Source organism: Schinkia acidoalkalinis (genome assembly GCF_054301215.1).
Genome location: NZ_CP182573.1, coordinates 845,249 through 870,947, shown reverse-complemented (window position 1 = coordinate 870,947; position 25,699 = coordinate 845,249). Strand labels below are relative to the sequence as shown.

Annotated in this window: 32 protein-coding genes and 1 riboswitch; of the genes, 23 read left to right on the top strand and 9 right to left on the bottom strand. The window is 37.4% G+C overall.

All coding sequences use genetic code 11. The features are described from left to right. The first annotated feature begins 16 nt into the window (after window positions 1-16). From ACNQFZ_RS04495 to ACNQFZ_RS04475, 5 genes are all read left to right on the top strand, one after another. Window positions 17-649, top strand: a complete 633-nt coding sequence (locus tag ACNQFZ_RS04495) for a hypothetical protein (protein ID WP_458414159.1) — start codon at window positions 17-19, stop codon at window positions 647-649. 124 nt (window positions 650-773) lie between these two features. Then, complete coding sequence (locus ACNQFZ_RS04490) at window positions 774-1,328, top strand: hypothetical protein (RefSeq protein ID WP_458414158.1); 555 nt, start codon at window positions 774-776, stop codon at window positions 1,326-1,328. A 154-nt stretch (window positions 1,329-1,482) separates the two neighbouring features. Continuing rightward, the gene (locus ACNQFZ_RS04485; protein WP_458414157.1) at window positions 1,483-2,178 is read left to right on the top strand and encodes a response regulator transcription factor; all 696 of its coding nucleotides are present in this window, start codon (window positions 1,483-1,485) and stop codon (window positions 2,176-2,178) included. Next, a complete protein-coding gene (locus ACNQFZ_RS04480; protein WP_458414156.1) occupies window positions 2,175-3,551 on the top strand; it encodes an ATP-binding protein in 1,377 nt (458 codons plus the stop codon). The genes ACNQFZ_RS04485 and ACNQFZ_RS04480 overlap by 4 nt, the downstream gene beginning before the upstream one ends. A 102-nt stretch (window positions 3,552-3,653) precedes the next feature. Continuing rightward, window positions 3,654-4,451 (top strand): M15 family metallopeptidase, encoded by a 798-nt coding sequence (locus ACNQFZ_RS04475; protein WP_458414155.1) that lies wholly within the window; start codon window positions 3,654-3,656, stop codon window positions 4,449-4,451. 81 nt (window positions 4,452-4,532) lie between these two features. Here ACNQFZ_RS04475 and ACNQFZ_RS04470 read toward each other — a convergent pair whose 3' ends face one another. Next, on the bottom strand, window positions 4,533-4,964 hold the full coding sequence (locus ACNQFZ_RS04470) for a universal stress protein (protein WP_458414154.1): 432 nt from the start codon (window positions 4,962-4,964) through the stop codon (window positions 4,533-4,535). A gap of 161 nt (window positions 4,965-5,125) precedes the next feature. Here ACNQFZ_RS04470 and ACNQFZ_RS04465 point away from each other — a divergent pair, with 161 nt between their 5' ends. Both ACNQFZ_RS04465 and ACNQFZ_RS04460 read left to right on the top strand, forming a co-directional pair. Next, window positions 5,126-6,400 (top strand): metallophosphoesterase family protein, encoded by a 1,275-nt coding sequence (locus ACNQFZ_RS04465; protein WP_458414153.1) that lies wholly within the window; start codon window positions 5,126-5,128, stop codon window positions 6,398-6,400. Next, on the top strand, window positions 6,400-9,933 hold the full coding sequence (locus tag ACNQFZ_RS04460; protein WP_458414152.1) for an AAA family ATPase: 3,534 nt from the start codon (window positions 6,400-6,402) through the stop codon (window positions 9,931-9,933). Before ACNQFZ_RS04465 ends, ACNQFZ_RS04460 begins: the two co-directional genes overlap by 1 nt. A gap of 47 nt (window positions 9,934-9,980) precedes the next feature. Here the strand turns inward: ACNQFZ_RS04460 and ACNQFZ_RS04455 are convergent, their stop codons facing one another. Further along, window positions 9,981-12,239, bottom strand: coding sequence for a nitric-oxide reductase large subunit (locus ACNQFZ_RS04455; protein WP_458414151.1), 2,259 nt, complete (start codon window positions 12,237-12,239; stop codon window positions 9,981-9,983). A gap of 166 nt (window positions 12,240-12,405) precedes the next feature. On the opposite strand from ACNQFZ_RS04455, the gene ACNQFZ_RS04450 reads away from it, so the two are divergent. The 5 genes from ACNQFZ_RS04450 (at window position 12,406) to ACNQFZ_RS04430 (ending at window position 15,480) form a co-directional block, all read left to right on the top strand. Next, entirely contained in the window at window positions 12,406-12,843 is a 438-nt protein-coding gene (locus ACNQFZ_RS04450; protein ID WP_458414150.1) for a helix-turn-helix domain-containing protein, read from the top strand. A 65-nt stretch (window positions 12,844-12,908) separates the two neighbouring features. Further along, window positions 12,909-13,009: riboswitch (TPP riboswitch) on the top strand. A 92-nt stretch (window positions 13,010-13,101) separates the two neighbouring features. Beyond that, window positions 13,102-13,911, top strand: a complete 810-nt coding sequence (thiD, locus tag ACNQFZ_RS04445; RefSeq protein ID WP_458414149.1) for a bifunctional hydroxymethylpyrimidine kinase/phosphomethylpyrimidine kinase — start codon at window positions 13,102-13,104, stop codon at window positions 13,909-13,911. Further along, window positions 13,908-14,558, top strand: coding sequence for a thiamine phosphate synthase (gene thiE / locus ACNQFZ_RS04440; RefSeq protein WP_458414148.1), 651 nt, complete (start codon window positions 13,908-13,910; stop codon window positions 14,556-14,558). The genes thiD and thiE overlap by 4 nt, the downstream gene beginning before the upstream one ends. Window positions 14,559-14,587: 29 nt before the next feature. Beyond that, window positions 14,588-14,764 (top strand): hypothetical protein, encoded by a 177-nt coding sequence (locus ACNQFZ_RS04435; protein WP_458414147.1) that lies wholly within the window; start codon window positions 14,588-14,590, stop codon window positions 14,762-14,764. 125 nt (window positions 14,765-14,889) lie between these two features. After that, window positions 14,890-15,480, top strand: coding sequence for a YitT family protein (locus tag ACNQFZ_RS04430; protein ID WP_458414146.1), 591 nt, complete (start codon window positions 14,890-14,892; stop codon window positions 15,478-15,480). Window positions 15,481-16,450: 970 nt separating this feature from the next. Here the strand turns inward: ACNQFZ_RS04430 and ACNQFZ_RS04425 are convergent. Then, window positions 16,451-16,645, bottom strand: coding sequence for a small, acid-soluble spore protein, alpha/beta type (locus ACNQFZ_RS04425; protein WP_458414145.1), 195 nt, complete (start codon window positions 16,643-16,645; stop codon window positions 16,451-16,453). Between the two features lie 89 nt (window positions 16,646-16,734). Between ACNQFZ_RS04425 and ACNQFZ_RS04420 the strand changes: the two genes are divergently transcribed. From ACNQFZ_RS04420 to ACNQFZ_RS04400, 5 genes are all read left to right on the top strand, one after another. Continuing rightward, complete coding sequence (locus ACNQFZ_RS04420) at window positions 16,735-16,926, top strand: hypothetical protein (RefSeq protein ID WP_458414144.1); 192 nt, start codon at window positions 16,735-16,737, stop codon at window positions 16,924-16,926. Between the two features lie 95 nt (window positions 16,927-17,021). Next, complete coding sequence (locus tag ACNQFZ_RS04415; protein ID WP_458414143.1) at window positions 17,022-17,498, top strand: hypothetical protein; 477 nt, start codon at window positions 17,022-17,024, stop codon at window positions 17,496-17,498. Window positions 17,499-17,634: 136 nt separating this feature from the next. Next, on the top strand, window positions 17,635-17,922 hold the full coding sequence (locus tag ACNQFZ_RS04410; RefSeq protein ID WP_458414142.1) for a hypothetical protein: 288 nt from the start codon (window positions 17,635-17,637) through the stop codon (window positions 17,920-17,922). A 119-nt stretch (window positions 17,923-18,041) separates the two neighbouring features. After that, entirely contained in the window at window positions 18,042-19,313 is a 1,272-nt protein-coding gene (locus ACNQFZ_RS04405; protein ID WP_458414141.1) for a transglutaminase domain-containing protein, read from the top strand. 133 nt (window positions 19,314-19,446) lie between these two features. Beyond that, the gene (locus ACNQFZ_RS04400) at window positions 19,447-19,677 is read left to right on the top strand and encodes a hypothetical protein (protein WP_458414140.1); all 231 of its coding nucleotides are present in this window, start codon (window positions 19,447-19,449) and stop codon (window positions 19,675-19,677) included. Window positions 19,678-19,725: 48 nt separating this feature from the next. Here the strand turns inward: ACNQFZ_RS04400 and ACNQFZ_RS04395 are convergent, their stop codons facing one another. Then, window positions 19,726-19,893, bottom strand: a complete 168-nt coding sequence (locus ACNQFZ_RS04395; protein ID WP_458414139.1) for a YjcZ family sporulation protein — start codon at window positions 19,891-19,893, stop codon at window positions 19,726-19,728. Between the two features lie 231 nt (window positions 19,894-20,124). Here ACNQFZ_RS04395 and ACNQFZ_RS04390 point away from each other — a divergent pair, with 231 nt between their 5' ends. Further along, the gene (locus ACNQFZ_RS04390) at window positions 20,125-20,286 is read left to right on the top strand and encodes a YjcZ family sporulation protein (RefSeq protein ID WP_458414138.1); all 162 of its coding nucleotides are present in this window, start codon (window positions 20,125-20,127) and stop codon (window positions 20,284-20,286) included. Between the two features lie 151 nt (window positions 20,287-20,437). On the opposite strand, the gene ACNQFZ_RS04385 is transcribed toward ACNQFZ_RS04390, so the two are convergent. After that, window positions 20,438-20,536: a YjcZ family sporulation protein gene (locus tag ACNQFZ_RS04385; protein WP_458414137.1), complete on the bottom strand. Its 99-nt coding sequence runs from the start codon at window positions 20,534-20,536 to the stop codon at window positions 20,438-20,440. A gap of 173 nt (window positions 20,537-20,709) precedes the next feature. Here ACNQFZ_RS04385 and ACNQFZ_RS04380 point away from each other — a divergent pair, with 173 nt between their 5' ends. The 3 genes from ACNQFZ_RS04380 to ACNQFZ_RS04370 are packed head-to-tail and all read left to right on the top strand — an operon-like array spanning window position 20,710 to window position 21,935. Next, window positions 20,710-21,141 (top strand): Hsp20/alpha crystallin family protein, encoded by a 432-nt coding sequence (locus ACNQFZ_RS04380; protein WP_458414136.1) that lies wholly within the window; start codon window positions 20,710-20,712, stop codon window positions 21,139-21,141. Between the two features lies 1 nt (window position 21,142). Continuing rightward, window positions 21,143-21,592 carry a hypothetical protein gene (locus ACNQFZ_RS04375; protein ID WP_458414135.1) on the top strand — a complete coding sequence of 150 codons (450 nt, stop codon included), beginning with the start codon at window positions 21,143-21,145 and terminating at the stop codon, window positions 21,590-21,592. A gap of 19 nt (window positions 21,593-21,611) precedes the next feature. Continuing rightward, on the top strand, window positions 21,612-21,935 hold the full coding sequence (locus ACNQFZ_RS04370; protein ID WP_458414134.1) for a hypothetical protein: 324 nt from the start codon (window positions 21,612-21,614) through the stop codon (window positions 21,933-21,935). Window positions 21,936-22,002: 67 nt separating this feature from the next. Here ACNQFZ_RS04370 and ACNQFZ_RS04365 read toward each other — a convergent pair whose 3' ends face one another. Continuing rightward, on the bottom strand, window positions 22,003-22,317 hold the full coding sequence (locus ACNQFZ_RS04365) for a DUF3905 domain-containing protein (RefSeq protein WP_458415305.1): 315 nt from the start codon (window positions 22,315-22,317) through the stop codon (window positions 22,003-22,005). A 114-nt stretch (window positions 22,318-22,431) separates the two neighbouring features. Next, entirely contained in the window at window positions 22,432-22,611 is a 180-nt protein-coding gene (locus ACNQFZ_RS04360) for a hypothetical protein (protein ID WP_458414133.1), read from the bottom strand. A gap of 153 nt (window positions 22,612-22,764) precedes the next feature. Here ACNQFZ_RS04360 and ACNQFZ_RS04355 point away from each other — a divergent pair, with 153 nt between their 5' ends. Continuing rightward, entirely contained in the window at window positions 22,765-22,929 is a 165-nt protein-coding gene (locus ACNQFZ_RS04355) for a hypothetical protein (protein ID WP_458414132.1), read from the top strand. Between the two features lie 28 nt (window positions 22,930-22,957). Next, on the top strand, window positions 22,958-23,152 hold the full coding sequence (locus ACNQFZ_RS04350) for a hypothetical protein (protein ID WP_458414131.1): 195 nt from the start codon (window positions 22,958-22,960) through the stop codon (window positions 23,150-23,152). A gap of 12 nt (window positions 23,153-23,164) precedes the next feature. Here ACNQFZ_RS04350 and ACNQFZ_RS04345 read toward each other — a convergent pair whose 3' ends face one another. Further along, window positions 23,165-24,928 (bottom strand): B12-binding domain-containing radical SAM protein, encoded by a 1,764-nt coding sequence (locus ACNQFZ_RS04345; RefSeq protein ID WP_458414130.1) that lies wholly within the window; start codon window positions 24,926-24,928, stop codon window positions 23,165-23,167. Window positions 24,929-24,950: 22 nt separating this feature from the next. Further along, window positions 24,951-25,676, bottom strand: a complete 726-nt coding sequence (locus ACNQFZ_RS04340; protein ID WP_458414129.1) for a toast rack family protein — start codon at window positions 25,674-25,676, stop codon at window positions 24,951-24,953. Window positions 25,677-25,699 lie beyond the last annotated feature (23 nt).

Sequence of the window (25,699 nt, the reverse complement as noted above, 5' to 3'; positions counted from 1 at the left end):
AAGGTGAAAAAAATCCATGAAAAAGTTGATATATGCAGTATTATCGTTTGCGGTGTTGTTAATGTTTGCCGGCTGCAGTCAGAATGCTGATACAGTAGCGAAGCAAACTCAAAATCAAGGAAATCAGTCAAAAAGTGAAGACATAAAACAGCAAAAAGAACAGATTTATGCCAGCGTTGGTGGCGAAAAAATCAGCCAAGAGGAAATGGACTATGAATGCTTTCGGGCAAAACTGCAAAATGCCTTGGCAAATAAGGCAGAACAAAATTCTTGTCCGCCCGAAAAAGCAATGATTTCGCAGATTGTTGAATTGAAAGCGGTCGATTATTTGGCGAAAGAAAAAGGGGTAACAGCAAAAGAGGAAGAAGTGCAAAAAAGAATCGAGAAATTAAAAAAAGATGAAGCTAATGATGCTACCTTTCAAAAAATGGTTGCTTCATTCGGGGTAGATAAGTTTTGGAAATATGAAAAACAACGCTATTATACAATTATTAATGCCGAAAATGTGAAGAAAAAACTAATGGCGGAAGAAAAACAAAGATCGTCCTATCTTGACGATGATGCCTTGGAATTAACTGCGCAGCAAAGCTTTGATGATCTAATTGTGGAAGCAGTCGGAAAGGTTGATACGACAATCTTTTATCATTAATTTAGTTTTTGGTACAAATGAATCTTAACATTATCTTAACAATTTCCTGACGATGCCTGGAATTTATTCTTCTATTATAAAAGTAGAGATAGAAATCAAAAACAATAGAAGGGTGGTATTAATCATGAAAGTCGTAAAGATGGTTTTAGGTGCTGCGTTGGTTGGCGGTTTAGCGTTGGGAATGGTAGCTCCAAATCCGGGTTTGGCAGCAAATACCCCGGCTAATGTACTTCCAAGTGATAATGTAACTTACGGTAGAATGGGAATGTTCATGGGGCAATATTTCCAAGGGAATATGCATGAAATTATTGCCGAAAAATTAGGAATGACAACAGATGAACTCTATAAAGCAAGGCTAGAAGGTAAATCTATCGCCGACCTCTTAAAAGAAAAAGATATTAAGGCAGCAGATGTTGTAAAAGCAGTGATGGCCGACAGGGAAGCAGCTTTAAATAAGATGGTGAAGGAGAAAACAATTACAAAAGAACAAAAGGATGTCATGCTTGAAAATATGAAAGCAATGATTGAAGGAATGATTAATGCCGATGGAGTTGGACCTCGTGGCAACGGTGCTGGTGCTGGCAAAGGGAACTACAATAATTACGGACCTTGTCCAATGGCCCCTGGCGGTGGACCAGGAATGGGACGGGGCAGAATGGGCGGCATGATGGGGTGGTAATGAAGTATACAGGCAAAGCAGCTCTATAGAGTAGGCTCTGAGGAACAAAACCTCGGGGCCTTTTTATATAGAAGGTATTTGTCCTACAATATCCATAAAAAGGGACCCGTAATCTTGCGATTAAATTTATAATAAAGATGAGAGGTGGTGCGAGATGGCAAAGAAAGTATTGGTAGTTGATGATGAGGAGAAAATTAGAGAAATGATTTCCTCCTATTTAAAAAATGAAGGCTACGAAACGTTGGAAGCTGCTGATGGAAAGAATGCAGTGGATTATGTAAATAGTGAACAAATTGACATTGTGCTGCTTGATATTATGATGCCGGAAATGGATGGCTATGAAGCACTTAAAGAAATTCATATGATTCAAAAGAATACTCCTGTCATTATGCTAACGGCAAAAACAGATGAGATCGATAAAATAGTAGGTTTGGAATTGGGCGCTGATGACTATATTACGAAGCCATTTAGTCTGCGTGAATTGACGGCACGAATGAAAGCTGTTTTAAGACGGACTAATGCTGATCATGAAGATCATGATGATGAGGTCCTTATTCGTGGTGATATGTCTATCAATCTTTCAACCTACGAGGTTTTTATAGACGGCAAAAAAGTGAATCTAACGCCAACGGAATTTAAAATACTGGTAACATTGGCGCAAAAGCCTGGCCGTGTATATAGTCGTATGCAATTGATGAATGTTGCCTTCGGAGAGGCCTATGCCAATTACGAGCGCTCGATTGATACCCATGTTAGTAATTTGCGAAGAAAGGTAGAAGAAGATCCTCATAATCCAAATTATATCCACACATTATATGGAATTGGCTACCGCTTTGGTGGTGAACTATGAAGCTATTTTCGAAATTTATCTTTGCCGTAACTTCAATCGTAGTATTGGTGGGGGTTTTTCAATATATTTTTTTCCAAAATCAGATTAAATCACAATTTCAAGAGTTTCTAGTGAATCAAGAAATGGGGATGACAGATCGTTTCGTAACGTATTTTGAGAACTATTTTGAAGCTTACGGTACGTTCGCGAATGTAGAACAAGTTCTGCAAGAAAATCAAATGATGATGGGCAGAAGGCATGCCCAAATGATGGGTAATCCGGTGATTTTCAATCAACAAATGATGATTGCTGACAAAAATGGGGAAATTGTCGCAGATTCCGATGGCAATTATACTGGAAAAAAGGCAACAGACGTCCAAGGTATTCACCGCGATTTAATTGTTGATGGAGAAAAAATCGGCGAATTAATCATAATCCGCGGGGAGGATAGCCTTCAGCAAAACTTAGTAAAACGATTTATTCATTCTACTACGATTACGATTCTATTAGGAACTTTAATAGGCAGTATGATTGCTGTGTTGGTAGGTTTTTTAATGACAAAGGGGTTCGCAAAACCAGTTGAAAAGCTTTTGGAAGGAATTCGAAGGGTAGCTGCCGGTGATACAACATACCGTGTCACCATAGACAACAAAGATGAATTCTATCCTCTCTCTAAAGCGTTTAACCATATGGCGGAGCAGCTGGAACAAAATGAAAAGCTCAGACAAAATCTGATGGCAGACGTTGCTCACGAACTAAGAACGCCACTTGCAATCATCCGCGGTAAGTTGGAATCGATTCAAGAGGGGGTTATAAAAGCGGATGAAAAGGAGATTATCCTGTTAATTGACGAGGTTTATCGATTATCCCGTTTGGTCAATGATTTACAGCAATTGAGCTTAGCAGAAGCTGGGAAACTACCATTAAATAAACAACCTATTGATGTGAACAATTTTATCGAAAAAGTCAGTACAAATTTTATGGCTTTATCCGAGGAAAAAGGAATCATACTTAGGACACAACTTCTACCAACCAATATAGTTCTAGCATTAGATGAAGATCGGATGACACAGGTTATCGTGAATTTACTAGATAATGCACTGAGACATACTCCAATAAATGGTGAAATCACAATTAAAGTAGAGGAGGATACTCCTTCAGAAGAGGTTATTGTCACAGTTTCTGATACAGGCTCAGGAATTGATGAAAAAATTTTACCGACTATTTTTGATCGGTTTGCAAGGACTGATATGGCGAGAAATAGACAACAAGGTGGGGCGGGACTAGGCCTTTCGATTGCAAAAGGGTTTGTGGAAGCGCATGGTGGCTCAATTTCAGCAGCTAGTGAGATAGGGAAAGGGACTACATTTACAATTCGTTTACCAAAGGAATAGGTTTCTAGTTTAGTCGAAAAATGTAATGTATAGTCGAACGGAAATTTAGTATAATAGATTGGTATCCAATAGAAAAGACTAGAAAACCAAGGAGTTTGAAAAATGAAGATGCCTTTGATCGCATTAACGATAGGGCTGGTAATGTCCGGTTGCAGTAATAGCCAAATGATGGCTAGTCATCCACCGAATGCAAATAAAGTCGCACCAGTTGAAGAAAAGTTAATAGATTCTGAAGTAATAGAACATCATGACAATCAAAAAGCCGAAGAAACTGTTGCACCCACAACCAATAATAATGATAAAAAAGTAGATGGGGTGCAGGTTGTTGGAAATCCAGCAGATCTATTAGTAGTAGTCAACAAACACTATACCTTGCCTGAAAACTATGAGCCAAGTGATTTAGTAGCTCCTAATATCCCATTTTCTTTTGATGAGGACGTTCAAAAGCGTTATGTTCGTAGTGAAGCTGCAAAAGCTTTAGAACAATTATTTGCAGCTGCAAAATCAGAAAATATTGAACTTTTGGGGGCTTCTGGTTATCGTTCTTATGCCCGCCAAGAAGCAGTATTTGCTGCAAGTGTTGCTAAAAACGGGGAAGAAGGGGCTCGGAAGGTAAGCGCAGTACCTGGACAAAGTGAACACCAAACTGGGTTAGCAATGGATGTAACATCAAAATATGTTGGTTTTGATGTAATCGAAGAGTTCGGTGAAACGAAAGAAGGAATTTGGCTAAGGGACAACGCCCATAAGTTTGGTTTCATTATTCGCTATCCAAAAGGGAAGGAAGCCATTACAGGTTATAGCTACGAACCATGGCATATACGCTTTGTCGGCACGGACGCAGCTACAGAGATCTATCAAAAAGGCTGTACTTTGGAAGAATATATAGCAAGTAAATAAGATTAAAAGCAGAAAACCTCCTCGGTCGAACACAGTTTACCAAGGAGGTTTTACAACTTTTGGAATAGTATTAAATATAAACTATTTTACAACAAAAACAGGCACTTTAGATTTTTGCACTACATTATGGCTAACACTGCCAAGAAAATATTCTTTAAGACCGCTTAGTCCACGGCTGCCAATTAAAATGAGATCACAACCGGTTTCCCCGGCATGTTCCACTATATTCCTAGCATAAGCGCCATCCTTTAAAACAGCATGATAATTTTTTGTTTCAGCCGATACAATCTCCTCGGCCTCTGCTAATACTTTCTCAGCAGTCTCCACGTAATTTAGGGCCGCCTGTGCTGTAGGAGTATAATATCCCTCGCCAATGGCAACTGTTGGAATTTGATACACATGGACGATTTCGATCTGCAAATTAGGATTACCTTTGGAAAATTGGATTGCTAATTGTAGAGCTTTTTTTGCTAATTCTGAACCATCATAGGCTACTAGTACTTTGTTGAACATTGAAATCCCCCCTATTTTTAATACTTTTATTTTACCATTTAAAGATTGGTAAGATTATTAAAAGTTATGTGAATTTTTCTATTGTAAATAAATTGAAATAAAGAACGTCTGTTTGGTATAATAGGTTAACAAGTATAATTAAGAAATAAATGGAGGGATGTATGATGCCATTTTCATTTATTCATGCTGCAGATATCCATCTTGATAGTCCATTAACAGGGCTGGAGCAATATGAAGGGGCGCCGGTTGAAAAGATCCGGAATGCAACAAGAGATGCTTTCAAAAATTTAGTAGATACAGCGATTGAACGACAGGTTTCATTCATCATCATTGCCGGTGATTTATACGATGGTGACTGGAAGGATTACAACACAGGGTTGTTTTTTGCCAGTCAAATGGTCCGCTTACAAAAAGAGGCTATTAAAGTATTTTTGATCCGCGGTAACCATGATGCTGCTAGTTTAATAACGAAGGAATTAAAACTTCCCGATAATGTCATAGAGTTTTCAACTAAGCATCCGGAAACCATTATCCTGGATGATTTGGGGGTTGCTATTCATGGCCAAGGCTTTGCTACACGTTCCGTTGAAGATAATTTAGTGAAAAACTATCCTAAGAGAATCGATGGCTATGTTAATATTGGTATTCTCCATACAAGTGCGACCGGTAGAGAAGGCCATGAAAACTATGCGCCGTGTTCGCTAGATGATATGAAGGAAAAAGGCTATGATTACTGGGCATTGGGACATATCCATTTACGAGAGGTACTTCATGAGTGGGAACCTGTGATATTATTTTCAGGAAATATTCAAGGTAGACATATAAAAGAAACAGGTGACAAAGGTTGTACGTTGGTTACAGTTGAAAATGGAGAAATCACTTCCTATACACATCTATCACTTGATGTATTACGCTGGGAATTATGTGAAATTGATGTGAATGGGGTTGAAAGTACCGAAGAAATCATCAATCAAGTCCGTGAAGCATTAGAGGAAAAATATCAAGGTGCAGAAGGTCGTTTCTTAGCTGTCCGCTTTCGAATTTATGGCTCCACAAAGGCACACCAAGAGCTTCTTGTTACAAAAGAGCATTTTATCAATAATATCCGGGCTACTTCATTAGAGGTCGGTATGGGTGATATTTGGGTAGAAAAGATTAAAATTGAAACGTCATTTCTCATGAACATCGCGGAATTGAAGGCCCAACATACGCCTGTGGCCGTTATTTTAGATTTTATAAACAACATTGAAAATGATGATGAAGCTATTAAAGAATTACTTGCCGAGTTTGAAGATATTCAGCAGGCATTACCATATGATTTGAAAATTGGTGATGAGGGCTTTGATTTTAATAATACAGATATAATTAGAAAAAGACTCCATGATGTTGAAGACTTAATACTATACTATTTAACAAAGTCGGGGGTGGAAGGGTAATGCGCTTTAATTATTTGAATTTACGGGCGTTCGGTCATTTTACCGATTATGAAATTAACTTTGATCCAACTAAAAATTTTCATTTGATTTATGGTTTAAATGAAGCAGGGAAAAGTACAGCATTGCGTTCCATCAACCATTTTCTTTATGGATTTCCACAGCAAACAATGGACTCTTTTCTTCATAGCAATGCAAAGCTAAGAATTGAAGGCGAGCTTGAAAACCATAAAGGGGAACGATTGCACTTTACAAGAAGAAAAGGAAAAAAGAATACCATTATTGACGCTCATGGAGAAGCACTTAGTGAGACATTGGTTGCTGACTTTTTAAATGGCGTTCCTGAAGAACAATTTACTAATATGTTTGCTCTTAACCATGAAACTCTTAGGGAAGGCGGGGAGAGTTTGCTCGAAAGCGGTGGGAATGTTGGTGAAAGCATCTTTTCCGCAGCCTCGGGCATTAATATGCTCCGCAAAGTTTTTGAAGAGCTCGAGAAAAAATCCGGTGACCTTTATAAAAAAAGAGGCTCAACCCCTGAACTCAACCGATTGTTAAAAGAAGAAAAAGAGCTAAATAAAGAAATAGCACAATATCAGTTGAAGGTACAAGCGTGGAAAGAGCTTGAAAGACAGTATAATGAGGGCAAAAGAAAAATTGAAAATATGATCAATGAGATCATCTCATTACGAAGTGAACGAGAAAAACTACAAAGAATAAAGCTTACCTTACCCAAAATCGCTAAGCTAAGAGAACTAGAGAAAAGGCTGATAGAACTTGGTAAAGTACCGGCCCTTCCTGCTCATATTGGAGAGTTGAGGATAGAAACAGTCCAAAAACTTGAGTCATTAAATAAACAAAAACAGAAAGCCGAAGAAGATTATCATGATTTTGAAAAAGAGCGCAACACGATTATGATACCTGATGGTCTCCTTGAGCAAGCGCCTGTTATAGATGCCCTTTATCGAGAAGTACAAAGCTATCAAAATAATATTAAACTAGGTCCTAGATTAGAGGGAGAAAGAAAGCTGCTTGAAGATCGAGTGATCAGCTTAATGAAGGAAATTGATTCTAATCAGGCAACACTTGATCAAATTGACAAATACCGTTTACCGGCAGTAAAAAAAGAAGGAATTCGTGAATTATGTAAACAAAAGCCACTCCTTGATCAGGCTATTGAAGATAATCAAAAAGAAAGACAAACGATTGATGAAGAGTTAAAGGTGAAAATAGAGGAATTAGATACGATACCAACTCCTCCTACTATTGAGGAATTGGAGACTGTGATTGATACGGTCAAACGCGCAGGTGACATAGAGGAATTACTTAGAGCTCATATTGCCGAATACAAGCAGAAAAAGCTTGCAATAGAAGAAGCGTGTAGACAGCTGCCGTTGTGGAATGGGACATATGAAGAATTAATCCAGCTTTCTGTTCCTATTTTAGCGGAAACCATTAAGAAGTTTGAAGAAGAGTACGCTGCTATTTTAAAAAAATATGAAAAAACGATTGAAAAAATCAACAGTCAAAAGGAAGCAATCTCGAATTTTGAAGAGCAGATTCGCCATTTAGAAGCCTTATCTGAAATTCCATCAGAAGAGAAATTAATAAGCATACGTACAAATCGTGATCAAGGTTGGAAGCTCATTCGTACAAAACTGCGGGATGGGAAGTTGGATGAACAACAATGTAGAAGTTTTACAAATGGGAAGGAAATAGAGAGCGTTTATGAAAATCTTGTTGCTAATGCAGATGCTATTGCTGACACGATGAGAAGCGAAGCTGAAAAGGTAGGGGCAAAGAAAAAGCATATAGATGATATTAAAAGCTGTCAAAAGAAAATAACCGAGCTTGAGGAAATAAAAGGCGAACTAAATAAACAATTGGCTGATTGGGAAACTTCATGGATTGAACTTTGGAAGCCGACAACCATCATCCCGTTATCACCGGGGGAAATGAAAGAATGGTTAGCAAAGTATGAAAAAATGAAAGCAATGTATCAAGATTTCATAAAGTCGGAAAGCACCATTCATGAACTAGAAATGAAAATCAATCAGTTTAAAGAATTGTTGCGTTTAGCCCTTGCATCACTTGTTGAGGTAAGCGAACAAACATCATTGGCACAAGCTTTAAGTATTGCTGAGAAAGAGCAGAAGAAAATCAATGATGATGTACAGAAACGTACTAGACTTGAAGATAGCATTTCGGGAATAAAGCATCGCATCAACAATATTGCTTTAAAGAACAAAGATATTTACCGCAAATTGGAGGATTGGCATGATGAATGGATCAAAGCCATTAGTGGTACAAGCATTACTGAATCTACTTCAGTAGTTGGCGCCGAAAGAATGATCCATCTTTATGAGGATTGTGCGAAAGCTTATGATGAATTAACTGGCATTGAGAAAAAACACGATTCGATTCTCGAAGAAACTTCAATTTTTGAAAAAAGAGTGCTTCAACTTTTGCAAGCAAACTCGCTAATGTGTGATGAAATGGCAATTGATATGGTCGTAGCGCAGTTAAATGCAAATCTCCAGGAGGCAAAAGAGAATCAGGTTAAGATTAATAATTTAAATAGCCAACTTAAAAAATTGGATACAAGTATAAAGGAAACCGTGCGTGAGATAGAAAATGCTGAGAGTATTTTATATGCCCTTATGAAACAAGCTGAATGTAAAAATCTTGAAGAATTAGAACAAGTTGAAAAGGCATTTTTACAAAAGAAAGATTACGAAGAAAAAATGCTAATCATAGAGGAGGAACTCCTCGATATCGGAGGCGGACTCTCACTAGGGGAATTAATGGAGGAATCCGACAGATTTGAATATGACCGCATCGATGTAGAGTTAGAAGAAATAAACAGAAAACTTATTGAAATTGAACCGGTTCGTTCAGAAATGGAACAAGCCCATGGAGTTGTAAAGAAAGAATTTGAAGAAAAAATTCAAGGGAATAGTATAGCATCTGTTGCGGCGGAGCAAAAGAAAGAGAGTGTAATTGCTAGACTAAACAATGTAACAGAGGAGTACATCCAAGTTAAGCTGGCATCAACGCTTTTACAAAAGGGAATTGAATTTTATCGCAGTCAAAATCAAAATCCTATCCTAGAGCGGGCTAGTGAATTATTCGCTAGGTTAACATTGGGGTCATTTACGGGACTAGCTGTTGACTATGACGAAAAAGATCAGCCTGTCTTAATGGGTGTACGTACAAACGATGAGAAAGTTGCAATTGCTGGCATGAGTGATGGAACAACTGATCAATTGTATCTAGCTCTAAGAATCGCAAGCATTGAAAAGTATGGGAAAGAAAATGAGCCGATTCCATTTATTGTAGATGATATTTTGGTCCACTTTGATGATGTTCGTTCGAAGGAAACATTAAAAATATTATTGGAATTATCAAAAAGGATGCAAATTATCTTTTTTACTCATCATTTCCGTTTAGTAGAGATCATGAATGAAATCGCATCTGAAAACGCCTACCAATTAACCGAACTTACTAGTAAGAGTAAGGATATAGTGAATATCTAAGGGGCTGATTGATCAGCCCCTTTAGGTGTCTAGCCACAGCGACTAATTTAAATCGCATTTTTTCCTGTTAATGATCGACCTGTTTTCAATCCTAATATAAACCAGCCTAATGCTAGCACACCAATTGCAAAAATAGTATCACCTAAAACGCGGAGCCAGACGAACGTTTGTACAGTATCTTTTTGTAAAAATTCTGCTGAGCGGGCATACCACATGCCATGCTCGAAGCTCGCCCATGTTTGTAATAAACCTACTGGCAATAAACTTAAAAGTGCCATTAAGGCCAGCCCGATATTGATAGCCCAAAACGAAAAACTTAAGAGCTTTGTTTTCCAATATTTTTGGCCTGTCAGTCCTTTTAAACAGAAGAGCATAAGACCAATTCCGAGCATACCATAAACACCAAAAAGGGCTGTATGTCCGTGGAGTGGTGTGGTATTAAGTCCCTGCATGTAATAAAGTGATATCGGCGGGTTAATAAAGAAACCAAATAACCCGGCACCGACAAGATTCCAAAAAGCAACTGCAACGAAACAATAAATCGGGTATTTGTATTCCTTGACCCAATCCCTGGTGCGGCTTAATGTTAAATTCTCATAGGCTTCAAAACCAATTAAAACAAGCGGGACAACCTCTAATGCACTAAATGCTGCTCCAAAAGCAAGAACGCCCATTGGTGTTCCGCTGAAATATAAATGATGGAACGTTCCGATAATGCCGCCGAATAAGAAAATCACCGTCGAGAACAAAACAGAAGACGTTGCTGTTCCAGTTCGTAATAATCCCATTCTTGTAAATAGGAAAGCCATGACAACCGTTGCAAAAACTTCAAAGAAGCCTTCAACCCATAAATGGACAATCCACCAGCGCCAATATTCTGCCATTGCAAGATGCGACTGTTGTCCCCACAGTAATCCTGGAATATAAAATAACGGAATGGCAGTGGAGGCGAGTAGAAACATCGCTAATAAATGGCGGTCCTCTGTTGATTTTTTAAACGCCGGAAGAAGAGCCCTCCCCATTAAAAATAGCCATAAAAACAGACCAACTGTAAGGAATATTTGCCAAAAACGACCTAAATCAACATATTCATAGCCTTGATGGCCGAACCAGAAATTTGCTTGGAAATCAAGCTTTTGGTATACGCCCATCCATTGTCCGGCCATCGATCCAACAACAATGATCAACAAGCAGATAAACAAGAAGTTGACTAATCCCCGCTGTCCCTTAGGCTCATAGCCTGATACGGCAGGGGCCATATAAAGCCCTGTTGCCAGCCATGCGGTTGCAATCCACAGTATACCTAATTGGGTGTGCCATGTACGTGTGACAGAATACGGAATCCATTCTTGAATAGGGATTCCATAAAAACCTGAGCCTTCTACCGCATAATGAGCTGTAACAGCACCAAGTCCGACTTGAACGACTATCAAAGCAGTAACGACCCAAAAATATTTCAGTGTTGCCTTCATGGAAGGTGTTGGTGAAAGCCCCAATAATGGGTCTTTCTCAGGGTATACTTCTGGAAGATGGGGCTCCTTATGCCGTTGCACCGCAAAATACCATGCGAGTGCACCAACTCCAGCCAACAGCATCACAAAACTAATCAAGGACCAGATAATCAGTTCACTGGTCGCACGATTCTCAACTAGCACTTCACTTGGCCAGTTATTAGTATAAGAAACGTCATCGCCAGGTCGATTTGTTGTTGTTGCCCATGTACTCCAAAAGAAAAAGGTATTCATTAAATCCATGCGTTCTTGACTTCTGATTGTATTTTTAGGAAGTGCATATTTATCTCTTAAGTCTTGAAAATCAGGATTATCCATAAATAATCCGGAATAATAACGGCTTAAAAACTCATAGGCATCTCTTCGGTCATTAGAAATTACGAGTTCTTTTGTTTTTTCATTATATGTGTTTGTCCGTAGTTCCTTTGTTAAACGCGCCCGAAGCTGTGCTTTTTGTTCATCATTCAGATCACCATAATTATTTCCAAACTGTGCTTGACCCCATTTATTTAAAATAAATACTGCTTCTCGATGGAGCCAATCTGCATTCCAGTCAGGAGCAACATAGGCGCCATGCCCCCAAATACTGCCGACTTCCTGGCCTCCAATCGATTGCCAAACATTTTGACCATACCTTATATCCTCTCCGGTGAATAATTCAATACCGTCCTCTGTGACAACCCTGTCAGGTATTGGCGGCATTACTTGATAAATTCGGCCTCCATAATACCCTAAAATCGCAAAAGAAATAATAATAACTAAACTTAGAGAAATCCATAACTTCCGATATTTCATTGTATCCCTCCTTTTAAAACTATTTGGTAGAATTCCCTGCAATTAGCGAAAATATTCCACATGTAAAAATCAGTTGCAAAAATATTCACGATAATCGCCAGTTTCAAAGTTTTATTATTGTATAATAAAAATACATAAATTCCCGATGGATGGAAGGGGGAAGGTCATGGCGAAAACGAAGCTGGAAAGTAATCATGAATATATCAACCGTTATTCAAAGATTGCCAATGCAATTGAGGCAAGACGGAAAGAACTTGGTCTATCATTAAAGGATCTAGAAGAAGTAACAGGGCTATGCTCTCCAGCTATTTCACGGTTAACGAGCGTAACGAATCGACCGCGACTTGATACACTTTATCGGGTGTTAGACGCTTTGGATTTAGATTTGAAAATAGAACGGAAAGAAAAAAATATCAGTCCACAAAACGTGCATATTTCAGTGTCTAAAAATATTAATCAGTATAATGTATGGGTGAAAAAGGGCTCGACCATAGATTTATTAAAAGTAAAGGCAAAAACGAAGTATGAGGCACGGCAAATTTTGAGCGAAACAAATCCAGACTGGGAGATTTGTACGATAGAGTTATTTCAAAAGGGGTTCTAATAACGACTATTCACTTAACAAAGATAGTCGGTACTGCTATACTAAAATAGAACGTAAAATAAATTACCGTAAGCTAGGGGTGCCATATGGCTGAGAGGACTATTGTTGTCAAACCCTTGGACCTGATTTGGTTAGTACCAACGTAGGGAAGCGTATTTATTCTGTTATTGATGATTACAGAAGGCCTACCTATTTTGGTAGGCCTTTTTCTATTGAATATTTTATTTCTGAAGATAATTGAAATGGAGGAGTTTTTAAATGAAAGTTTTCAAGGCACTTACAATTGCAGGGTCCGATTCCGGCGGCGGGGCTGGTATACAAGCAGATCTTAAGACGTTTCAGGAATTAGGTGTATATGGCATGTCGGCTATAACCGCCATAACTGCTCAAAATACTACCGGAGTCCAAGGTGTATACCCTGTGAGTACTGAAGGTATAGCTAAGCAAATTGATTCGATTGGAACAGATTTAACGCCTGATGCAGTAAAGACAGGCATGCTTTTTAATAGTGAAATCATAAAAGTGGTTGCTGAAAAGATAAAAAAGTACCAGTGGAAAAATCTAGTAGTCGATCCCGTGATGATCGCTAAAGGTGGAGCGCCATTATTGCAGGAAGAAGCCATAGCTGCTTTAAAACAATATTTATTGCCTCTTTCTGCCGTTGTTACTCCTAATATTCCGGAAGCGGAAGTAATTTCGGGTAGAAAGATTAAGTCACTTGAAGATCGCAAAGAAGCTGCCAAAATGATTTACAATTTGGGTGCAGGAAACGTTATGATTAAAGGCGGACATGAAGATGCGGAGCAAATGATTGACCTTTTATATGATGGAAAAGACTTTTACCAATATGAGAGCAAACGAATTGAAACAAAGAATACACATGGCACCGGTTGCACGTTTTCTGCTGCGATAACCTCACAGCTAGCCAAAGGGAACAAGGTTGATTCGGCCATTCAGGTTGCTAAAGATTTTATTCAAGCAGCCATCGAAGATGATTTGCATATTGGCTCAGGTCATGGGCCAACCAATCATTGGGCTTTTAATAAGAGGGGAATTGTGATGAAATGAGATATAACGAGGAACAATTAAGAAAAAGACTTCAACTTTATTTTGTAATGGGCAGCAATAATTGCAACATCGATCCGTGCCTTGTGTTACGGGAAGCGATTGCTGGTGGCATTACGCTATTTCAATTTCGTGAAAAAGGTGCAGGTGCAAAAATTGGTCAGGATAAAAAAGAACTTGCACTTAAGCTTCAGGATATTTGTAGACAAAATGGTGTGCCTTTTATTGTGGATGATGATCTCGAATTAGCACATGAAATTGATGCTGACGGGATTCATATTGGTCAAGAGGATGAAGATGCAGAAAAAGTAAGAGAAAGCATCGGTGATAAAATCCTTGGTATTTCAGCTCACAATCTTGCTGAAGCTAAAGCCGCCATATTGCAAGGGGCAGACTATTTAGGGGTTGGGCCGATGTTTGCAACAACGACAAAAAAGGATATACGCGAGGTAAAAGGGCCTAATATTATAATGGAAATGCGAGAAAATAACATTTCAATCCCAATCGTCGGCATTGGCGGAATAAAAAAAGGATTGATCCAGTCCGTCATCAAGGCTGGTGCAGATGGAGTTGCCGTCATATCTTCAATAAGCAATCATTCACATCCAAGGCAGGCTGCCAAAGAGTTGCTGGATGAAATGAACGTATAGTTTTATAATAAGGGATAGGAGGGATAAGAATGAAAGTAAATTATGCTTTAAAAACTGAAGTTGATGTAAAGGAAATTAAAGAATTATTAAAACCTTTCGGTGGTCGTTGTGCTAAGATTGTCGAGGGAAAACTAGAGTATCAAATTAAAGAAGAAAAGGAAACAGAAGCACAAACTTTATTAAAAGAAAAAGGATACATAGATTAATGATAAAAAGGGACTGTCTTACAAGTGTCGGGATTTGAATACTTGTAAACAGTCTTTTTAATTTCTAAAGAAAGACAAAAGGACATATATATGTAGCACATCCGTCATGAGAGAAGGAGTGCTATATGTCTTTTGTGAAAAAAACAATCGCAATTATTGTTGGAAGTGTATCGGTAGCTATTGGTATTAACCTGTTTCTATTTCCAAATGAACTACTTGATGGGGGAATGATTGGAATTGGACTGATTGTAAATTATTTGTGGGGATTTGAAGCGGGACTTACCATTATTTTGTGCAGTATACCAATTTTTATTTTTGCTTGGTATCGATATCGTACTTACTTTTACAATAGTATACATGGGTTTTTGATTTCTTCATTTCTTATCGATTTCCTTGCACCGTTAAGACATGTTGAGATGTTTGATACCCTAGCATCCCCATTGTTAAGTTCAATCATGGGTGGGGTGCTTGTCGGCATCGGGATAGGAACGATGCTGCACTTTGAAACGAGCACTGGGGGAACTGATTTACTCGCACAATTTATCGCTGACTTTTTTTCTTTGAATGTAGGGGTTGCTATTCTTTTCATCGACACTCTCGTTGTATCCATAGGTGGATTTCTAATTTCAAAGGAAACACTTATACTTTCAATGATCACCATACTTGTTGTTGGCATTTCAACAAGCTTAATGACATTGAAAATTGTTCATTATTAGACAGTCAGTGCTTTTAACTGACTGTCTTTAATATGCTTTATTTCTTTACATTTTCCTTTCTAAGAATAGGACCTGCTATTTCCTCTTGCCAGGGTCCTTTTCTTCTTTACCAGCTCCTTTTAAATACGTACCTCTATCGTTATTTCTAACCAATTGTTTATAATCTTCATTCACCATCTGCTCACTGCCTCCTTTATTTGTCTCTTTTAATATGTGATGTTTACGCGATAATTATTTAGCAGTAAGCTTTAATGCTATTTCATTTTAACGTCAAAATAATAAACCTTTGGCACGTAAATCGAATGAAGCCAGTGTTCGATCGCGATTGTGGCAGTAACAAAGGAAACCATTTGCCAATCAATTTGTTTCAACATTAGTTAGCCCCCTTGTTTTGATGATTACATTAGTATACTAAGGGTCAGGTTTGTCTAATGCACATAAAAAATAGGAGCTTATCGGGGTAGATAAGCTCCTAAGGGGGTGGGGACAGGGGGCTGATAGTGAGAAATTTGCTACTATCAACTGTTTATCTAAGTATACTATGTAAAAAATGAAAATGCAACAAGAAAATATAATTAATTTACACTATTTTGTTATGAATATTTAGCAGTATTTAACGGTTGATTAAAAATTATAATTATATTATAATTTAGGGAATTTAATAAAATTGCTTGATTAGGAGGAGTCTGTCACCAAGGGTATACTATGCCGTTGGTTTGACAAGGCTCCTTTTTGCTGCTTTCAGTGTAGGGGGTCTGTCTATATACAGGCTCCTTTTTATCTTTTATAAGGAGGAGATGAATTTGGTAAAAATAAAAGTAACATTTGTGGAAGCATTAATTATGGGGGCAACAATCATTGTGGGTTTATTTATGGCAGCGGGTGCTGGAATGTTGTTCTCTTAAAATCCTTTTCTTAAAAGGGCTGTCTGTCCATGACAGCCCAATTCAGCCATTTATTTGATTGTCACTTAAAACTGATTACCTGATAATTCTGCCTGTGCCTGTTGTACTAAGCGCTTTGTTATTTCTCCGCCTACCGAACCATTAGCACGAGAAACGGTTTCTGCTGAAAGCTTAACACCAAATTCTTGTGCAATTTCCTCTTTATATTGGTCTAACATTTGCTGTACCCCTGGCACTACTAATTTATTGCGACTTGTCATTTTCGACACCTCCTTATTGAGTAGTTTGCTAAAAAAACTATAATCTATAATTAGAAAAGCTATCCATTATAAAAAAGGAGTGAAGATCCTTGCAAAACACAAGGGAAGATTTTGAAGCCGTTATTGAAAAATTAAGAAATGGTGAACTGGAGCAGTTTGTTGTGAGAAAAGAAGAATTTTTGCTTTTTCGAGAAGTATTAATGAAGCAAAAGGACAAGGAAAATATACAAGGTGAGGCAAAAAAAGGCGGGGAAGTTGCATATTCATATCATAAAGAGTAGGTGCATATATAATAAAATACTTTAAATTTTTCGAGGAGCTCGAAAAATTCCGGACACGAATATGTCGGGGTGTATTTGAAAAAGGGGTGGATGAATTGAAATATTTTCAACATTATCCAGCCAGTTATCTTCCAACCAATGCTCCTAACAGTTATTGGAAATACCCATATGAGTACATTTATCATCCGTATTACTTAAATCATTTGTGTAATTTCTATCGTTATAGAACGTATCAAAATATTCCAGGTTCCAGCCATCACTTATTTTCATATATTCGACCTAATGGTGTTGACGTTACTATTTTTAGCGAATCATTAGCTGCCTATAGACAGCTCCTCCGTGATGCAAGTAAGGTGTTGAATTATATGGCTGATTCAAAACCGTTTGCAACCAAGGTTATGAGCGCTGCACAAATGTCTGATACAAAGGAAGTAGAGCGGCTTATTCAATCGATTGGCGTGAAATCAAACAGTAAAGTAACGTATAATCCAGACGGAATTCACCTTAAGTTTTGGTCGGATGTAAAGGGATCAAAATGCTGTCAGCTGGATATGGCCATACGTTGGCGATAAGGAAAAACACGACAAGTCATTAGGCTTGTCGTGTTTTATTTTCAATTTTTAAAATATTTAGTATAATATAAATATTGTAGACGAATTAAACAGATGGACAGGGCATTAAGTCTAATCTTTAAGAGGAGAGATCATAATGAATAAAATGGAACTTAGAATTTGGAAAGAGGAATTAGAATCACGTAAGGATCATAATGTTTTCCTCATAAAGGAACTGACAAAAAGATTGGAGCGTTGCAATAGTAGACTTACTTTTATGTTGGATTTAAAAGAACAGCTTCAATCCCCTTTACGTCAAAATATGGAGGAAGAAAAGAATAAGTTTGTTCAAGAAATAGAAGATATCAAAAAAGAAAATTTTGATATTGATATGCTGTTATTTTCAATTGATGTTGAAATTGGAAATTTATTTGTTTGCCATTAATCATTTATTTTTCAATTATTTTCCTACCAATCTAATTATTTCAACTTAAAAATCTCTTGGTATGCTGGGATAAATCTAGTAAAGTAAGAGTAAGATCTGGGGAAAAGGTGAGTATTGTCATGAGATTCTTGAAAATATGGTTCATCATTCCATTAATGGTAGTAAGTTTATTTGCAACAACCGCGACACCAATTTATGCAGAGGCATTTAAATTGCCTTCTAATGATTCGTCCTCAATACATACATATAAAGCGGCTTCATTAACCGATATCGAAAAAATTGTTCGTGAATCGATGGGAAAACGAGAAGTAACTGTTGTTATTAAATACAAAGGGTCGACTAATAAATTGATAGATATGATTAGCGGTTACATTTCAAAAGCAATCGCACAAGACGAATATTTGAATTACTCCTATCGCAGTGTAAATATTTCGTACAAAGCATACGGTACAGATGTAACAGTTACCATTAAAAATTCATATTATGAATCTGCTGAAGAAATGAAATATGTCGATCAAAAAGTAAAATCCATCTTGGCCAATATTATCAAGCCAACTATGAACGATCATGAAAAGGTAAAAGCTGTTCATGATTATCTTGTGCAAAATTTGGCTTATGATACTCAATTAGTAAATAATTCTCCTTATCCAGCTTTAACCAAAGGGATTACTGCATGTAATGGATATGCTATGCTTGTCTATAAAATGTTAAAGGAATTAGGTATTAATGTACGATTAATCAGCGGTACAGCTAGCAGCCAAGCCTTCATTACACAAAACCATGCTTGGAATTTAGTGAAGCTGGATGGAAATTGGTACCATTTGGATGCAACATGGGACGACCCGGTTCCTGATGAAAAAGGACGCATTCTTTATGATTATTATTTACTAACAGATAAAGAAATTTTGAAAAATCATAGCTGGAAAAACGGCGGAGTTAATGGTGAGGAAAAACCATATCCGGCGTCAACGAAACCTTATGTTGACTTATTGCAGGCAAAGCTGCTTACTCCCAATGAAAACGACCGTTATCTGGCACTAATGAATACCATTGGGTTACAATATTTACTACCGGAGAATACAGCTACTAGCTTGTCTGAATTAAGAAAAATGGTAAAAACCCAATTTGCGGATTATAAAAAGACATTTACGATACGTTATATAGATAAATATCATGATTTGGAAGCAAACTTAAAGCAGCTTATATATAATAGTGCTGAAGAAAAAAATGTACGGTCTTGGAGATATGGTGCCATTCCATATATGAGGGGAACAACATCAGATGACCAACTTATCAATGTTTCTGATATTATCTATCAATATTCAGCACCAAAACAATCAGAAAATAAGAGTGTCCGCTTTCCAACGGACAGCCACTTAACGAAGCGGTAACGATGAAATTCCAAATTAAAAAGTAAGAAATACCCCCCTTATATAGTTTTTTAAATATTTAAAAAATATATATTGTGCTGACAAGAAGGCGCAAATATAATTAAGAATACGGTTACAACTTTCTAATGAGAGGGTGGTTTTGTTGGAATTTAGTTTAAGCTGTAAAGGCAGCGCAGAACCATGTGAGGTTACATTTGATCACGATAATGGCCGATACATGCTTAGGAAAGCTGATCGGAGTGGCGAGTTTTTTAATACACCGCAACAATTGGTGGAGTGGATTGAACAAAATTGGACGATTAAGGATTTTTACGACCCGGAGGAATTTCTAAAAATGGTCCAAGAGATCAAAAATAATATATAAACCAAAAGGCTGACATTCCAAATGGGTCAGCCTTTTCCTTGATCCTGCTTAATATGCCCAAGCAGCACCAACAATGATCAAAAGAATAAATAATACAACTATTAACGCAAATGCACGCCCATAACCGAATCCCCCACCATAGCCGCCGCAACATCCACCGCCATAGCCACCGAAACCGCCATAACCGCCATAACCGCCGTATCCAAATCCAAACATTTATTTCAGCTCCTTTCAAATCTTGGAGTGCCTCTCCAAATGTTTATTGAACTATATGTTCACTACATAAGATATGAAGAAACATGGGGCTTCGTATGGTTAGATGACCATATTTAATAATGAAAAAAGGTGTTGAAATTTTTCTGAAAATAGGGATATGCCCATAGCATTTAAGACTGTACAACATAGTTTATTATTGTAAGTATTTAATAATTTTCAGGAGGGATTTAGATGGGCTTCGGATATGGCGGATTCGGCGGTGGATGCTGCGGAGGATATGGCGGATATGGTTATGGCGGCGGCTTTGGCTATGGATTTGGTGTAAACAGCTTTGCTTTAATCGTAGTATTGTTTATCCTGTTAATTATCGTTGGCGCAGCATGGGTCAACTAAACCAATTTAATAGGTGAGACTTTAGGCTCCATTCATTATTGAATGGAGCCTAACTTTTTTTATTTTTCTGCAAATGAAAAAACCCGCTAAACGGTAGCGGGTATATAAAAAAGGAGGTAGAAGATAATAGTGGAAAAAGATAAACCACCAACTAGTAAACGTAAGCTGAACCAACAATGATCAAAAGAATAAACAATACTACGATTAATGCGAAGCTATTGCCCATTCCGTAGCCGCCGTATCCTCCCATAGATACCACCTCCCTCGCTTTAGAATTACTATACTTTATGTAAGTACTGTAAGTTTGGTATGGTTGCATGTCCTTTTTAGCAAAAAAGGGCAACTAAAAATAGTAGTATATTTTACTTTTTTAAAAATAGGATGTAATAATAACTCCGAACTATTTAGTAAGGGTGAGCGACTATGAGTAATCGGGATTTTGACTTAAGGGGGATGCAAGAAAAACTTCAAAAAGTACTTGGTGATGATTTTTTCAATGAGATCAATAAATTTATGCCTAGAAAAGGTCCAAATATAGATGTATTTGAAACAGAAAGCGATGTATTTGTTGTGATGGAACAACCTGGCCTATCACCAGAAAACCCTAAGGTAAATATACGGATTGAAGGATATAAATTATTTATTGATGGCGAGGTTCACTATTCATATCCAGTCAAAAAATTAATTCAGGCTGAACGTTTTTTTGGGAGATTTAGCCGTGAAATAGCTTTGCCGTATTCGGTTCATACACAAGGAATCCGTGCGGTCTATAAGAGAGGTCTGTTAGTCATTACGATTCCAAAAAAGGAAGATCCTGAAGCAGAAAATGTGCAAATAGATTTTGATGAGGATTGAAGTGATGGATGTGAAAGGTCAAGGAAAAGGAGAAGAACAGTTATTAAAACGAATGAATGAACTTGAACAGAATATTGTAAGGCTTACTAAAGCAATCGATTTATTGAAAGAGCATCAGAAAAATGAATATAACGTTTACATAGAGAAAATAAATGTTCAATCATTAACTTTAGATGAATTAAATTTTTCTTTAGAAAACATTGATGTCAACGAGCTAAGCGGTGCAATGAATATTGGTAATACGTTTAGCCCAACTGTTGGAGCAAAAGTGAAATTGCCAAAGGAAGAAGAGGACAAAGAGGGGAAAATTAAAAAAGAAATGATAAAAAAACTTTCTCAAATAAAGGATAAGTCGAAACAACAACAACCATTTTCAAATCAGACTCTCGCTAACCACGATATCAAGGTAACTATAAATGGAAAAGAAGTGGCTCATAAAGTGATAGACTAGACCAGGGGAGGGAATTTTCATGTCTTTTTTGTCCCCAAATATTGCAATAGGAACTTTAAGAATCGGGAGCATTGAAGGTGCATCTGTCGTTAATCTTGGTAATAATTTTCCAACGGGCTTCCATAGCTTTAAAAAGCAAAATCAAGGGTTTGGGTCAATAAATGGAGACCATAATAACATAAAAGACTTACGGTCTGCACTTACAGATTCCAAGATTATCGATATGCTGAATGAAGTGGACCAACTCGACGATCTGCCCGAATGGCTACAATTATTGATTTTAGAAAAAGTAAGTGATTTTGATTTAATCAAGTCAGAACAGGGAGAAGAGAGCGAAACTTAAACGGAGCAAAATAAACAAACCGGAAGGGTACCCATTCTCCGGTTTGTTTATATTTTTAACACTTTTTTCAATCGGCGCCTCTACTAACATCTTTGGTTGGGTGCATAAAAGGAGCAGCCTGTGGAGGTTTGTTACTTTCAACAAGCTCAATATTTTCAGTTGTATTCCACCCAATGTCATTTGTTGGATGCACCCACTCAGCTCCAGCCATTTCAGCGGGGTCGCTATCTATGCTCCAATTATTTAAGGGGGAATTAGGAGAGTCATAAAAGCTATCGCCAATTACTACGCCATGTTCATTAATAAAAGGCGCTTGAATCTCTATGCCACTATTTTTAAAAGAAGGGGATGAAATTTGATGTGGCATTGTTTCATCAATCATTGGGTTTTCTAATTTCCCTTTATTACTCAAATAAATCACCTCATGTGTTAGTATGCTCCGTCAAATAAGTCGATATGTAGTTAAAATAAAAAAACCTGCTTTTTGCAGGTATGGCTAAAAAATGAGTTCTTTGAAATCATAAAATGTAATGAATATTAACCCAAACAAAAATAATGGTAGCCATGTGATTAAGATAATAAAAAAATACCCAATTGATTTCATTTCAACAGCTGGTACGAATATAAAGATTGTGCTAATTACAAAACCAATAAAAAGGTACACCAATAATGCCATTTGGCATCAACTCCACTCCCATATTTACCTTAGTTTATGCGCATGGCAATGAATTGGTTATTACCCGAAAAATATGAAAAGGTGAATGAGAAAATAAAAATTGCAGCATTCTATAGATAGTATCATTATTTGAGAATTAGAGGAGGAATTAGCTTGAAACGGAAAGTGAAGCATGATGCTGCAAAAACTAATAATAAAACTCCAGTCGAAAGTATGCCAAAAGTTGAGTTTGACGATGAATTTACGGATATGAAAGCTTTTAAAACAGCTGAAAATGCGCGTATTTCCAATCGAATTGAGGATGAAGGGAAACGATAATCTTTTTTGAAAAATAGGAGGGAGCCTAATGGGTAAAAAACATCACCGCCATGATAATCCTGAAGTAAAGAGCCAACAAACACCAAGGGGAACGAACAAAGAGGAATACGGGCTCGAATTTAGTGATGTTAACGCAAGTAAACAGTTTGAAATTGCAGCCGCACAAAAATATGCGAAAGCTGAAAAAGCTAAAAGAGAAGGGGCACGTCGTAACTCCAAGTAAAAAAAGGCTGATTTAAATCAGCCTTTCGAATTCACTTAGCGGGGATGTATACAGCGCACTCTTCTTTTCTAAAGGGCTATAAAAGATTAGCATTAATGTTTTTTCTGTGTTGATTAATCCTGTTTGTAGATATTCTTCAATGTTAAACGGGATGGTCTCCATAATGGTGTGCTTATGTAATTCTTTTTCTGATAACGCAAGTTCTTTGAATTCCGGTCCTAATAAAGAAGGGTTCTCGCTAAGTACTTTCAAATATGTTGATCTTAGTTCTTTATCAAATTTGTCTTGCCACCATGGTTTACGAGGTTTATGGGTTTTCCCAATTAGGTAATCATATTTCATCATGGCTTCGATTACCGGTAATGGTAATCCTTCTTTTGGATGTAAAAATTGGTATAGCCTTTCAAAAAGATCTTCTAGTTGATGGCCAATTCTGCTCCATCCCTGATGGTCCCAGTAGGTACCAAACTCTTGGAAGAAATCAAAGGGAGAATCAAATATGTTCCACACAAGATAAAGTAAAGTTGTATCCATTCGATGGTCATTCCAATATTTTTCTAGAACATCTTCCACTTGCTTAATGCGCAGGATATCGCGAAAAGGCATGACATGATTGCCTAATATTTCATATGGTGAGTGGTCTTCGTATATATAACCGTATATTTCGGCCTCTCTTCTAAGTCCTGTACCGCGCAGCATTTTCAGGAAACCTAGCTGCAATTCCTCCGGCTCAAATGCAAATACATCATTAAATGTTTTTCGGAACGATTCGTAGTTTTCCTCAGGCAAGCCGGCAATTAAATCTAAATGTTGGGCGATCTTTTTGCCTTCTTTCACCATCTGTACTGTCCTTGTCAACTTTTCAAAGTTTTGTTTTCTTTTAACAAGTGCATTTGTGTAATCGTTAGTGGATTGAATTCCAATTTCAAACCGGAATAATCCTGCTGGTGCGTTTTCATTTAAGAATTGGAGCACTTCCGGCCTCATAATATCCGCTGTGATTTCAAATTGGAAGACAGTCCCAGGAAGATGGTGGTCGATTAAAAATTGAAACATCTCCATTGCATAGCTGCGGCTGATATTAAAAGTTCGATCAACAAACTTAATTGTTTTTGCTCCTTGCTCCATGAGATATAGAATATCTTCCTTTATTTTGTCCCGATTAAAGTAACGAACACCAACTTCTATCGAGGAAAGACAAAATTGACATGTAAAGGGACAACCGCGACTTGTCTCTATATACATAACGCGTTTGGGCAAGTTAGGGATGTCCTCTTCAAAGCGATAAGGGGATGGAACAGTCGCTAAATCAAGCTTTTCCCGGGGAGGGTTGATCACGATTTCTTCGTTTTCTCGATAAGCGATACCAGCAACATTTTGATATTCCTGTTCTGAAGCGATTTCCGTAAGCAATGCTTTAAATGTTCCTTCCCCTTCCCCAACCACGATGAAATCAACTTCTTTTACTCTTTCCAGCCATTCCGATGTATCATACGTTACTTCAGGTCCGCCTAGAATAATAGTAAGTTCAGGCTTAATCTTTTTAAGCATTGTTATAACTTTTATGGTTTCTTCGATATTCCAAATATAGCAACTGAAACCAAGTACATCCGGTGCTTTGCGATACAGGTCCGAAACAATATTCATTACAGGATCATTAATGGTGTACTCAGCCAGCTGCACTTGGTATTCAGGCTCTGCATAGGCCTTTAAATAACGTAAAGCGAGGCTTGTATGGATAAACTTAGCATTTAATGTTGCGCAAACAATGTTCATTTAACTTTTACTCCTTTAATCCTTATTCCCCTTGAACGATTTTTAGGTCGCCTACTCCCATTTTTATTTTTATATTGATTTTTACTTTTGCCTTATCAAAAGCACCATTAACATATATTTCCTTATTTTGTTGAATTAAACCCTCTGTTTCTACCTTTCCGACACCGCTATCAACTAATATTTTTGCGCCCACATGTTTCGGAACAATAATTTTTGTATTGCCCATACCTGATTCAATGTTGGCATCAAAAGACTTTTGATAATCTCCAGCCATATTAATTGTTGTTTGACCAACTCCGGAGAATATTTCAACACCTGTTAGCTTCAAGGGACGTAAATCAATTCTATTTGAACCGGCGCCTGTTTTAACATACAACTTGGTTGGAAGAGTATTGTTTAATGAGATGCTTGTCTCATACTTTAGATTTTCTATTTTTCCAACAGGGACATTCATATTACTTTGATAGATTGACAGTTGTCCTTTTTTGTTTGAGATTTGATAATCTACGACTGGTTTTAGCTTTTCCACGTTGTATGAAAAATCTGCCTCAGCAGCCTTCGAAGTATTGCCATCAATCGTTGTGTCTCCTGCTCCAAGCCTAACTGAAACGTCCAGTGATTTTTCATCATGAAGTTTGAAACTTGCATGATCAGATTGAAGGTCCCCAACTTTGACTCCACTGCAGGATGCTAATAATAAAACAGAAGTGACAGCAACTATCATCACGCCTAGATATCGTTTTTTCATAACTTTTTTCTCCTTTTCACTAA